Here is a 12,484-nt window from a genome sequence, read left to right on the forward strand (position 1 = left end):
GAAGTTGTCACTTGCGGCCTTCTCTGTCCCTGGTGTTACAGTTAAAAGCTGGAAAACAGGGAACTTTTTGTCATGCCATACCAACGGAATCTGAGGATTGTCCTGGTCATCGCCGCCGCTCTCTGCGCTGCGGCGCGGGCCCATGCGTTCGGTTTTGACGATGTCGTCGCCAAGGCGCAGACCATGGCGAGCCACGAGTACGAGCCTCCCAAGGTCATTCCGGAATTCCTGCGCAACCTCGGCTACGACGACTATCAATCCATTCGTTTCCGCCCCGAGGCCAGTCTCTGGCGTCAGGGGCGTTCCCGATTCCAGGTCATGATGGTGCCGGCCGGAAGCTACTATCAGCACGCCGTCGCCTTGAATGTGGTGGACAGCGAAGGGGTGCACCCCGTGCCCTTCGACCGCAACCTGTTTGACTATCCGTCTCCGGAACTGCTGAAGCGGGTGCCGGCGGACCTGGGGTACGCGGGCTTCAAGCTGACCTACCCGCTGGCCGGAAACAAGGACCAGAACCAAGTCCTGGTATTTGCTGGCGCCAGCTATTTCCGGGGCGTTGGGGCGGGGCAACAGTTCGGCATGTCGGCCCGGGGCATTGCGGTGGATACCGGTCTGGCATCCGGTGAGGAGTTTCCGGTGTTCCGGGAGTTCTGGCTGGAGCGGCCCGCGGGTGGTAGCGACGTCATGGTGGTATACGGCCTCCTCGACGGTCCCAGTCTGACCGGCGCCTACCGCTTTGAAGTACGCCCGGGCGAGGCGCTGAAGGTTCATGTCAGTGCCCGGTTGTTTTTCCGGAACCGCGTCCAACAGGTCGGGCTGGCGCCGCTGACCTCAATGTTCTTCTACGGCGAAAACACCCTGCGCCCCCGGGGCCAGTGGCGGCCTCAGGTTCACGACTCGGACGGTCTGTTGATTCACGACCAGCACACGGACGAGTGGCTCTGGCGCCCGCTGCTGAATCCGGCGGCGCTGCAGCTGAGCTATCACCAGGTCCAGCAGCTCGGGGGCTTCGGGCTGATCCAGCGGGACCGTGCCTTCGCCCAGTTCGAGGACAGCGAAGCGAGGTATGACCTGCGGCCCAGCACCTGGGTGCGGCCCGGTGAAAACTGGGGGGCCGGTGAAGTGGTGCTGGTGGAAATTCCCACCGCCTCGGAGGTGAATGACAATATCGTGGCGTTCTGGAAACCGGCACAGGAAGTGTCCGCCGGCGACTCTCGCTACCTGACCTATACGCTGACGTTCGGCAACCCCGAGATTACCGGCGAACCGCTGGCCCGGGCGGTGCGGACCTTTGTCGGCGACGGCAGCCAGGTCGGCGGTGGTTCGGTGGAGGGCGCCTACCGATTCGTCGTGGACTTCGAGGGCGGGACCATGGGCCGGCTGCGTCAGGACGCCGCCGTGGTCAGCCAAGTCAGTGCCAGTGAAGGTGCCAGGGTGATCGAACATTTCGCCGAATACATCGAGGCCCGTCACGGCTGGCGGCTGTCGGTGTTGGTGCAGCCGGAGGACGGCAAGGAAATCAATCTCCGCGGCCTGCTGGCGGTGGATGGCAAGCCGGTGAGCGAAACCTGGACCTACCGGCTGGGGCCGTCAACCGATCTGCGCAGGGCCACGCCTTAAACTGGAAACGCAAGGAGCGACAATGGCAGACGTGTCTTTCCAGGATGTGTTCAACCGCGTGTTCAGCTATCTCCGGGAGTCGGGGGTGGAGATGACGGTGGAGACCTACCGGAGCCTGCTGCGCCTGATTGAGGAGGCGGTCGCATCCGTGGACGAACCCAACCGGGGGGACCGTATCCTGGCCGCGGCCATGGATCGGGTGCCCCGGTATTTCCGGCTGCCGGAGGTGGAACCGCCCCAGGCTTGTCCTCCGATCACCCGGGGCAGCATCGGGTACGACCACCATGACTGACGCCGGCACCGCTTCCGCTCCCCGCTCCCGGGTGCGCTGGCGCGGTGTCGCGGCGGTGCGCCGGACCCTGCTCGCCTGTTTCGTGTTCGGCCAGACGCTGGTGGCTTGCTATTACCTGCTCTGGGTTCTGCCATACCATGGCGAAACCTGGCTGGAACTGGCGATCCTGGGGCTCTTCGCGGTGCTCTATGCCTGGATTGCCGTGGGCTTCTGGGTCGCGGTTTTCGGCTTTGTTCTCCGGCTGTTCGGGGGTGACCGCTATTCCTTGCTGCGGCGCCATAATGAAGACCGCATCGAGGCCACACCCCTGGCCCGCACGGCCATTGTCATGCCGGTCTACCACGAGCCGGTGCACTGGACCCTGAGTGGCCTGAAGGCGGTGTACCGGGATCTGGAGCGTACTGGGCGCCTTGAACACTTTGATTTCTTCATTCTCTCCGATAGCCGGCATCCGGATGTCTGGCTGGAGGAGCAGGGCGCCTGGCACCGTCTGGTCACCGAGCTGGGTGCCGAGGGGCGGTTGTTCTACCGGCGCCGGCCGGTCAATCTCAATTACAAAAGCGGCAACGTGGCCGATTTTCTCCGGCGCTGGGGCCGGCGATACGAGTACATGGTGGTTCTGGACGCGGACAGCCTGGTCAGCGGTGATACCCTGGTCCGCATGGTTCAGCTGATGGAACTGGAACCCCAGATCGGCATTCTGCAGACCAATCCCGGCATCATCAACGGCCGCTCCCTGTTTGCCCGCCTCCAGCAGTTCGCCAACCGCTTCTACTCCCGCCTGTTTGCCACCGGTCTGGCCGCCGTGCAGATGGGGGACGCGGCTTTTTGGGGGCACAACGCCATCATCCGTGTCGAACCGTTTATGCGTCACTGTGGCCTGCCCAAGCTGCGTGGCCCGGGCATTTTCGGTGGTCCGATCATGAGTCACGATTTTGTCGAGGCCGCCTTTATTGGCCGCGCCGGATACGAAGTCTGGCTGGAGCCGGGTCTGGACGGCAGTTTCGAGGAGTCCCCGCCGACCCTGACCGACGAACTGATGCGGGATAACCGCTGGGCCAAGGGTAACCTGCAGCACCTCTGGCTGCTGCTGACGGCGCCCCGGCTGCGCCTGGCCCATCGCATGGCCTTTCTGAACGGCATCATGGCGTACCTGGCATCCCCCCTGTGGCTGCTGTTTCTGATCTGCACCACGGCGGAGGCGGCGCGTATGACGCTGGCGCCCATCGACTACTTTCCCGAAGGGCACCAGGGGCTGTTCCCCCTCTGGCCGGAGTGGCGCCCCGAATGGGCCCTTGCACTGGCCCTCAGCACCGCGGTTCTGCTGTTCCTGCCCAAGGTCCTGGCGCTGGTGGACGCGGTGATTCACCGGTCCACCTCAGGGTTCGGAGGTGTCTGGCGACTGGTGCCGGGGCTGGTGCTGGAAATTGCGGTATCGATTCTGCTGGCGCCGCTGCGCATGCTCGCGCACAGCCGCTTCGTACTGGCGGCGTTTTTCAATTTGTCCCTGAAATGGGCCGGCCAGAACCGAACGGACGAGACCACCTGGTCGGAGGCCCTGCGCAGTCAGCTGCCGGGCATGATCATCGGTGCGGGCTGGTCGGCCTTCGCCTGGTTTCTGGACCGCCTGTTCTTTTACTGGTCACTGCCGGTGGCGCTGCCGCTGATTCTCGCGGTGCCGACCTCGGTGCTGCTGAGTCGTGTTGCCATCGGTGAGTGGCTGCGGTTCAGGGGGCTGTTGTTGGTGCCCGAGGAACGGGCGCCGCTGCCCATCCTGGTGGACGCGCAGGCGTTCCGGGCTGCGCCCATGCCGGTGTCGCGCCTGACGCCGGTGGAGCGGGCCATACTCAGCCCGGTGGCAAATCGGCTGCACGGGTCCCTGGCCCGGGATCACCGGACCGCGACCCGTGGCCGCTTTCTCGATGCCGCCGTAGCCACCTGCCTGCGGGAGGGGCCGGGAGCGCTGTCGGCGCTCGCGCTCAGTCAGATCCTGCAGGATCAGCGTTCGCTGGCGGAATTGCATCGCCAAGCTTGGCGGGCGCTGCCATCGAGCTACTGGGGACGCTGCATCCGCCGGCTGGGACAGGAAGACGATGCCTGACGCCGCCGGCATCAAAACCTTTACGGACACGGGAGGTGGATTGTGGACAGGAGAGACGTGCTCAAGGCCCTGGTCGCGGTTGCCGGAAGCTGTGGGCTACCGCCCCTGGCGCTGGCCGCCGGTGGAGAACCCACCCGACGGGTGGGGGAAACCCGGCCATTCAGCTACGCTTGGTTGAAAGGCCGGGCCCGCCATCTTGCCAGCCAGCCTTATCAGGATCACGAGGGGGAGATCCCCGATTCGCTGAAGCGGTTGTCCTGGGACGACTATCAGGCCATCCGGTTTCGCCAGGAGCATGCCCTGTGGCGGAACCAGCCCTCCGCGTTCCAGGTGCAGCTGTTTCATCTGGGGCTGTATTTCCTGACCCCCGTCCACATCTATGAAGTGGCCGAGGGTCAGGCCACCGAGGTGGCCTACGACCCCGATTATTTCGCCTACGAGGGCGAGCAGCCGTTGGGGGACCTGCCGGAAGATCTCGGCTTTGCGGGTTTCCGAATTCACTATCACAGCAATTTCGCTCTGGACTTGGCCTCCTTCCTGGGGGCCAGTTATTTCCGCGCAGTGGGCGCCGACATGCAATACGGCCTGTCGGCGCGGGGGCTGGCCATCGATACCGGTACCGGACGCGAGGAAGAGTTCCCCCGGTTCAGTGCGTTCTGGCTGGAACGGCCGTCCGCAGACCAGCAGGTGCTCCGGGTCTGGGCACTGCTGGACTCCCCAAGCACCACCGGGGCCTATGCCTTCACCATCGACCCCGGTCGTAATCTGGTCATGGATGTGGACGCGGCGCTCTATCCGCGTCGAGAGATCACCCGGGTGGGCATCGCGCCTCTGACCAGCATGTATCAGGTGGGCGAGAACAGCCGCCGGATGGACTACGATTGGCGTCCGGAGATTCACGATTCCGACGGCTTGGCCATGCTCACCGGGGCTGGGGAGTGGCTGTGGCGGCCGTTGCGAAACCCCCGCCAGCTTGCCTTTTCCAGTTTCCAGGATGACAGCCCTAGGGGCTTTGGCCTATTGCAGCGGGACCGGGCCTTCGATCATTACCAGGACGACGGCGTGTTTTACGACCGTCGCCCCAGCCTGTGGGTCGAGCCGGCCGGCGCCTGGGGCCGCGGCAGCGTTGATCTGGTGGAAATTCCGACGGTGGACGAGACCTTCGACAACATCGTTGCCTTCTGGCACCCGGAACAACCCCTGCAGGCTGGTCGGGAATACCTCTTTTCCTACCGGCTGCACTGGGGAGAACGGGCGCCGGTTCAGCCTTATGAGCTGGCCTCCGTGGTGGCGACCCGAACCGGTTTGGGCGGCGTCGTTGGCCGCAAGCGGGAATACTTCTCCTGGCGTTTTGCCGTCGATTTTGCCGGCGGTCCGTTGCGGATGCTGGCGAAGGACGCCGACGTGGTGCCCGAGATCCAGGTGAGCCGCGGTCGGGTGGAAATCACTTCGGCCAGGCCACTGGCCGCCATCGAGGGCTACCGGGCGATGTTTGACCTGGTCCCCGACGAGTCCGAGGACCCCATCGAGCTGCGTTTAGTTCTGACCCTCAACGGCGAAGCGCTGACGGAGACCTGGGTTTACCAGTATCAGCCGCCCCCCGGGGATCAGCGAACTCTGTACTGAGGGGGATCACGCCCTGTTGACAATTAGTCTTAGGGCAAGGGCTACTTTGTTGACAATACATGCGCTCGGGCGTAGATTCATGCCCTATATCGCTTTTATTGTTGACAAACGATGGCTGAAGCAACCCTCCAATCCCAAACCAGAGCTGACGAAGCGTTTGATTGTATACAAACGGCGATCGTCAAAGGCGAGCTTGCCCCGGGCGAGAAAATCGGGGAAGTGGAGCTGTGCTCCCGCTTTAATCTGACCCGGGGACCGTTGCGGGAAGCGCTCGGCCGGCTGGAGTCCCGGGGGCTGCTGGTGCGGCGTCCGCATGCCGGCGTCAAGGTGGTCTCGGTCAGCGCTTCGGAGCTGCTGGAACTCTACCGTATCCGTGAGGTGATGGAAGGGCTGGCCGCCCGCCAGGCCGCCGAGCGCATGACCGACGAGGAGATCGCCGAACTGCAGGCCACCCTGGACAGCCACGAGCGTATGATCGAGGAAGCCCAGGGGCAGGCCTACTACCAGGCCGAAGGCGACTACGATTTCCACCACCGCATTGCTACCGGCAGCCGGAACACCAAACTGGCGCAAATGCTTCTGGGCGATCTTTACTACATGGTGCGCATGTACCGGTATCGGCTCAGCACCTCGGCGGGGCGTCCGCACATGGCGCTGGGTGAGCACCGGCGGATCGTCGAGGCGATTGCACAACGTGACGGGGAACTCGCCGAGTTCCTGATGAAGCGGCATATCCACGCCGCCCGCAAGAACATCGAAAAGAAAATCGAGGAAGGTGTCCTCACCATTTGACGGGGCCGGGGCGAGCCACCGATCCCGGCATTCAAGAGCACCAATCAAGAGGCCAATGCCATGTCCAACACTCTGACTCCGGGCGCCCGCTTCCGCAAGGCGCTGAAAGAAAACCAACCTCTGCAGATCGTCGGAACCATCAATGCCTACGCCGCCATGATGGCCGAGCGGGTGGGACATCAGGCGATCTATTTGTCCGGGGGCGGCGTGGCCAATGCTTCCTATGGTCTGCCGGACCTGGGCATGACCACCATGAACGATGTGGTTGAGGACGTCCGCCGCATCACCGCCGCCTCCGAGCTGCCGCTGCTGGTAGACATCGACACGGGCTGGGGTGGGGCGTTTAACATTGCCCGAACCATCCGTGAGATGGAGCGTGCCGGCGCGGCCGCCGTGCATATTGAAGACCAGGTGGCACAGAAGCGGTGCGGTCACCGGCCCAACAAGGAAATCGTTTCCAAGGAGGAAATGGTGGACCGGATCAAGGCGGCGGTGGATGCGCGTCGGGACGAGGATTTCTTCATCATGGCCCGCACCGATGCGTTCCAGAAGGAAGGACTGGAAGCCGCCATCGAGCGCGCCCAGGCCTGTATCGAAGCCGGCGCCGATGGCATCTTCGCCGAGGCGGTCCACGAACTGTCCGACTACAAAGCGTTCGCCGAGGCTCTGGATGCGCCGATCCTGGCCAACATCACCGAGTTTGGCGCCACGCCGTTGTACAACCGGAAAGAGCTTGCGGAGGCCGGCGCTGCCATGGTGCTGTACCCGCTCAGTGCCTTCCGGGCCATGAACAAGGCGGCATTGACGGTATACCAGAGCATTCTGGAGAAGGGTGACCAGAAAGATGTGGTTGACCTTATGCAGACCCGGATGGAATTGTACGATTTTCTGAATTACCACGACTTCGAGCAGAAGCTGGATCAGCTGTTCGCCCAGAACAAAGCGTAAACAACGAGAGACCGAGGGAGAGAAACAATGGCTGAAGCAAAGACACTCGGCGGCGCCGGCCTGCGGGGCCAGGTGGCGGGCCAGACGGCCCTGTGTACCGTGGGCAAGAGCGGTACCGGGCTGACCTACCGCGGCTATGACATCACCGACCTGGCCGAACACGCCCAGTTCGAGGAGGTCGCTTACCTGCTGCTGCGGGGCAAGCTCCCCAACCGGCAGGAACTGGAGGCCTACAAGGCCAGGCTGAAGAGCCTGCGTGGCCTGCCCGAGGCCCTGAAAACCGTCCTTGAGCAGATCCCCAAGGATGCTCACCCGATGGATGTGATGCGCACCGGCTGCTCCATGCTGGGTAACCTGGAAACGGAAAAGGACTTCAGCGAGCAGGACGACAAAATCGACCGTATGCTGGCGGTGTTCCCGTCCATCATCACTTACTGGTACCGCTACGCCCACGACGGTGTTCGTATTGACACGGAAAGCGACGCCGACTCCATTGGCGGCCACTTCCTGACGCTCCTGCACGGCAAGAAGCCGAACGAACTGCATGAGCGGGTGATGAATGTGTCGCTGATCCTGTACGCGGAGCATGAGTTCAATGCTTCCACCTTTACCGCACGGGTCTGCGCCTCCACGCTGTCCGACATCCACAGCTGTGTCACCGGGGCCATCGGCTCCCTGCGCGGCCCGCTGCACGGCGGTGCCAACGAAGCAGCGATGGAGCTGATCCAGCGCTTCAAGACGCCGGACGAGGCGGAGCAGGGCTTGCTGGAGATGCTGGCGCGCAAGGAAAAGATTATGGGCTTCGGTCATGCCATCTACCGTGAGTCCGATCCCCGCAACGCGATCATCAAGCAGTGGTCCAAGAAGCTGGCGGAGGAGGTGGGCGACACCGTGCTCTACCCGGTATCCGTCCGTTGCGAGGAAGTCATGTGGCGCGAGAAAAAGCTGTTCTGCAACGCGGACTTTTTCCATGCCTCCGCCTATCACTTCATGGGCATTCCGACGGAGCTGTTCACGCCGATTTTCGTGATGTCCCGGGTATCCGGCTGGACCGCCCACGTGAAGGAGCAGCGGGCCAACAACCGGATCATCCGTCCGAGCGCGGAGTACACCGGGCCCGAGCCCCAGGCCTGGGTTCCCATCGAAGAACGCGCCTGAGAACTTCCGCGGGTACCCCGTCCGGGGTACCCGCGCGATCGCTGTCACCGAATTCCTGATTAGAGCTCCTGTTCATGAACACCAAATACCGCAAGCCGCTTCCCGGCACCGATCTGGACTACTACGATACCCGGCAAGCCGTCGAGGACATCCAGCCCGGCGCCTATGACACCCTGCCGTACACTTCCCGGATTCTGGCCGAACAGCTGGTCCGCCGCTGTGACCCGGAGATCCTGACCGAATCCCTGAAACAACTGATCGAACGGCGCCGCGACCGGGACTTCCCTTGGTATCCGGCCCGGGTGGTCTGCCATGACATTCTCGGCCAGACCGCGCTGGTCGATCTGGCCGGCCTGCGCGATGCCATCGCCGAGAAGGGCGGTGATCCGTCCAAGGTCAACCCGGTGGTGCCGACCCAGCTGATCGTCGACCACTCCCTGGCGGTGGAGCACGCCGGCTTCGAGAAGGACGCCTTCGAGAAGAACCGAGAGATCGAGGAGCGCCGTAACGAGGACCGCTTCCACTTCATCAACTGGACCAAGACCGCGTTCAAGAATGTGGACGTGATTCCGGCCGGTAACGGCATCATGCACCAGATCAATCTGGAGAAGATGTCGCCGGTGATTCAGGCCCGGGACGGCGTTGCCTTCCCGGACACCTGTGTCGGCACCGATTCGCACACCCCGCACGTGGACGCCCTGGGTGTGATCGCCATCGGTGTCGGCGGCCTGGAGGCGGAAACCGTGATGCTGGGGCATCCGTCGATGATGCGACTGCCGGACATCGTCGGCGTTGAGCTGGTGGGCAAGCGCCAGCCGGGCATCACCGCCACCGACATTGTGCTGGCTCTGACCGAGTTCCTGCGCCAGGAGCGGGTGGTTGGCGCCTATCTGGAGTTCTTCGGTGAAGGGGCATCCAGCCTGACCATCGGCGACCGTGCCACCATCTCCAACATGACGCCAGAGTATGGTGCCACCGCCGCGATGTTCTACATCGACGAACAGACCATCGACTATCTGAAGCTGACCGGCCGCGAGCCCGAGCAAGTCGCCCTGGTCGAGCACTACGCCCGTACCACCGGTCTCTGGGCCGACGCCCTGAACACCGCCCGGTACGAACGTGTGCTGCGCTTCGACCTGTCCTCGGTCGAGCGCAACCTGGCCGGTCCGTCCAACCCGCACCGCCGGCTTCCGACCAAGGCCCTGCACGAGCGCGGCATCGCCGACGAAGCCAAGCTGGCGGAGGCCCGCCAGGCGGAAGCCGAGGGGCGATTGCCGGACGGCGCGGTGATCATCGCCGCCATCACCTCGTGCACCAACACCTCCAACCCGCGCAACGTGGTGGCTGCAGGGCTGCTGGCGAAAAAGGCCAATGAGCTGGGGCTGGCACGCAAGTCGTGGGTGAAATCCTCCTTTGCACCCGGCTCCAAGGTGGCCCGCCTGTACCTGGAAGAAGCCGGCCTGCTGCCGGAGCTGGAAAAGCTGGGCTTTGGCATCGTCGCCTATGCCTGCACCACCTGTAACGGCATGTCTGGCGCGCTGGACCCGGACATTCAGCAGGAAATCATTGACCGTGATTTGTATTCGGTGGCCGTCCTGTCCGGTAACCGCAACTTCGACGGTCGCATCCACCCGTACGCCAAGCAGGCGTTCCTGGCCTCACCGCCGCTGGTGGTGGCCTATGCCATCGCCGGCACCATCCGTTTCGACATCGAGAAGGACGTGCTGGGCACCGATGCCAACGGCCACCCGGTAACCCTGAAGGATATCTGGCCGTCGGACGAGGAAATCGACGCCATCGTCAACCAGTACGTCAAGCCGGAGCAGTTCAAGCAGGTGTACATTCCGATGTTCAACCTGGACAAGGCGGAACAGGCGCCCAGCCCCTTGTACGACTGGCGGCCGATGTCCACCTACATCCGCCGGCCGCCCTACTGGGAAGGTGCCTTGGCAGCCGAGCGTACCCTGACCGGCATGCGTCCGCTGGCGGTCCTGGGGGACAACATCACCACCGACCACTTGTCGCCGTCCAACGCCATCCTGCCGGACAGCGCCGCAGGTGAATACCTGGCGAAAATGGGCTTGCCAGAGGAAGATTTCAACTCTTACGCGACCCACCGGGGTGATCACCTGACCGCCCAGCGCGCGACCCTGGCCAACCCGAAACTGCTGAACGAGATGGTACGGGACGACAGCGGCGAGGTGGTTCAGGGGTCCCTGGCCCGGCTGGAGCCGGAAGGCAAGGTGATGCGCATGTGGGAGGTGATCGAGACCTACATGGACCGCAAGCAGAACCTGATCATCGTGGCAGGGGCCGACTACGGCCAGGGCTCGTCCCGGGACTGGGCCGCCAAGGGCGTGCGCCTGGCCGGTGTCGAGGCCATCGTGGCCGAGGGCTTCGAACGCATTCACCGTACCAACCTGGTGGGCATGGGGGTACTGCCACTGCAGTTCCGCGAGGGTGAAACCCGCCACACCTATGCCATTGACGGCACGGAAACCTTCGATGTCAGGGGCGATATCGCACCGGGCGCCGAGCTGACGCTGGTGATCCACCGCCGCAACGGTGACACCGTGGAGGTGCCGGTGATCTGCCGCCTGGACACTGCCGCCGAGGTGGAAACCTACAACGCCGGCGGCGTGCTGCAACGGTTCGCCAAGGAGTTTCTGGAGGCGGAGGGCGCGGCATGAGCCAGGTACCGCAGATTCGGATTCCTGCCACCTACATGCGCGGTGGCACCAGCAAAGGCGTGTTCTTCCGGCTACAGGATTTGCCGGAAGCCGCCCAGGCCCCGGGCCCGGCCCGGGATGCGCTGCTGCAACGGGTGATTGGCAGTCCCGACCCATACCAGAAACAGATCGACGGCATGGGTGGTGCGACCTCGAGCACCAGCAAGACGGTGATTCTGTCCCCGTCCACCCGGCCGGATCACGATGTCGACTACCTGTTCGGCCAAGTCTCCATCGACAAGCCCTTCGTCGACTGGAGCGGCAACTGCGGCAACCTGACCGCGGCGGTGGGGGCTTTCGCCATCCACAGTGGTTTCGTGCCCCGGGAGCGGATTCCAGACAATGGCGTCTGCACCGTGCGTATCTGGCAAGCCAACATCGGCAAGACCATCATCGCCCACGTCCCCATCCACGACGGTGCGGTTCAGGAAACCGGAGACTTCGAGCTGGACGGCGTGACCTTCCCGGCCGCCGAAATCCAGATTGAGTTCATGGATCCGGCCGACGGTGAGGGAGCGATGTTCCCGACCGGGCAGGTGGTGGACGACCTTGAGGTGCCGGGCGTGGGTACGCTCAAAGCCACCCTGATCAATGCCGGTATCCCGACCATCTTCGTGAATGCGGCCGACCTCGGTTACACCGGCAAGGAACTGCAGGACGATATCAATGGCCATGCCGAGGCACTGGCCATGTTCGAGACCATCCGCGCCCATGGCGCGGTACGCATGGGCCTGATTCGGGACGTGTCCGAGGCAGCGGCCCGACAGCACACCCCGAAAGTGGCGTTCGTGGCCCCCCCAGCGGATTACGTCGCCTCCAGTGGTAAGACCATCCAGGCCGGTGATATCGACCTGCTGGTACGGGCGCTGTCCATGGGCAAGCTGCACCACGCCATGATGGGGACGGCTGCGGTGGCAATCGCCACGGCCGCGGCGGTGCCGGGCACCCTGGTCAACCTGGCTGCCGGTGGCGGCGAGCGTACCCAGGTGACCTTCGGGCATCCCTCCGGCACCCTCCGGGTGGGAGCGGAGGCCCGGGCGGTGGATGGTCAGTGGACGGCCACCAAGGCGATCATGAGCCGCAGTGCGCGTATTCTGATGGAGGGTTGGGTCCGGGTCCCCGGGGATGCGTTCTGATCCCCCTCCGAGCAGAAACCATGCCCCGGGTTCCACACCGTCTATCCTTGTGATGGGCGGTTGAGGCCCGGGGTTTTTTGTT

The 12,484-nt window shown here is 63.8% G+C and carries 9 protein-coding genes; all 9 read left to right on the top strand.

Annotated elements, in window-relative coordinates; translation table 11 throughout:
- Nucleotides 1-72 precede the first annotated feature (72 nt).
- The 9 genes from BTO32_RS02880 to prpF all read left to right on the top strand — a co-directional run bounded on the left by BTO32_RS02880 (nt 73) and on the right by prpF (nt 12,402).
- The gene (locus tag BTO32_RS02880; RefSeq protein ID WP_076722909.1) at nt 73-1,620 is read left to right on the top strand and encodes a glucan biosynthesis protein G; all 1,548 of its coding nucleotides are present in this window, start codon (nt 73-75) and stop codon (nt 1,618-1,620) included.
- A 22-nt stretch (nt 1,621-1,642) separates the two neighbouring features.
- A complete protein-coding gene (locus tag BTO32_RS02885) occupies nt 1,643-1,912 on the top strand; it encodes a hypothetical protein (protein WP_076722910.1) in 270 nt (89 codons plus the stop codon).
- Nucleotides 1,905-4,013, top strand: coding sequence for a glucans biosynthesis glucosyltransferase MdoH (gene mdoH / locus BTO32_RS02890; RefSeq protein ID WP_076722911.1), 2,109 nt, complete (start codon nt 1,905-1,907; stop codon nt 4,011-4,013). The genes BTO32_RS02885 and mdoH overlap by 8 nt, the downstream gene beginning before the upstream one ends.
- A gap of 42 nt (nt 4,014-4,055) precedes the next feature.
- On the top strand, nt 4,056-5,639 hold the full coding sequence (locus BTO32_RS02895) for an OpgD/OpgG family glucan biosynthesis protein (protein WP_084206750.1): 1,584 nt from the start codon (nt 4,056-4,058) through the stop codon (nt 5,637-5,639).
- Between the two features lie 111 nt (nt 5,640-5,750).
- Complete coding sequence (locus BTO32_RS02900) at nt 5,751-6,431, top strand: GntR family transcriptional regulator (protein ID WP_076722912.1); 681 nt, start codon at nt 5,751-5,753, stop codon at nt 6,429-6,431.
- Between the two features lie 60 nt (nt 6,432-6,491).
- On the top strand, nt 6,492-7,379 hold the full coding sequence (gene prpB, locus BTO32_RS02905; RefSeq protein WP_076722913.1) for a methylisocitrate lyase: 888 nt from the start codon (nt 6,492-6,494) through the stop codon (nt 7,377-7,379).
- 27 nt (nt 7,380-7,406) lie between these two features.
- Complete coding sequence (gene prpC / locus BTO32_RS02910; protein ID WP_076722914.1) at nt 7,407-8,537, top strand: bifunctional 2-methylcitrate synthase/citrate synthase; 1,131 nt, start codon at nt 7,407-7,409, stop codon at nt 8,535-8,537.
- Between the two features lie 74 nt (nt 8,538-8,611).
- Complete coding sequence (gene acnD / locus BTO32_RS02915; RefSeq protein WP_076722915.1) at nt 8,612-11,227, top strand: Fe/S-dependent 2-methylisocitrate dehydratase AcnD; 2,616 nt, start codon at nt 8,612-8,614, stop codon at nt 11,225-11,227.
- Nucleotides 11,224-12,402 carry a 2-methylaconitate cis-trans isomerase PrpF gene (prpF, locus tag BTO32_RS02920; protein ID WP_076722916.1) on the top strand — a complete coding sequence of 393 codons (1,179 nt, stop codon included), beginning with the start codon at nt 11,224-11,226 and terminating at the stop codon, nt 12,400-12,402. Before acnD ends, prpF begins: the two co-directional genes overlap by 4 nt.
- The last annotated feature ends 82 nt before the right edge of the window (nt 12,403-12,484 follow it).

Source organism: Marinobacter lutaoensis, from assembly GCF_001981305.1.
GTDB classification, from domain to species: Bacteria; Pseudomonadota; Gammaproteobacteria; order Pseudomonadales; family Oleiphilaceae; genus Marinobacter; species Marinobacter lutaoensis.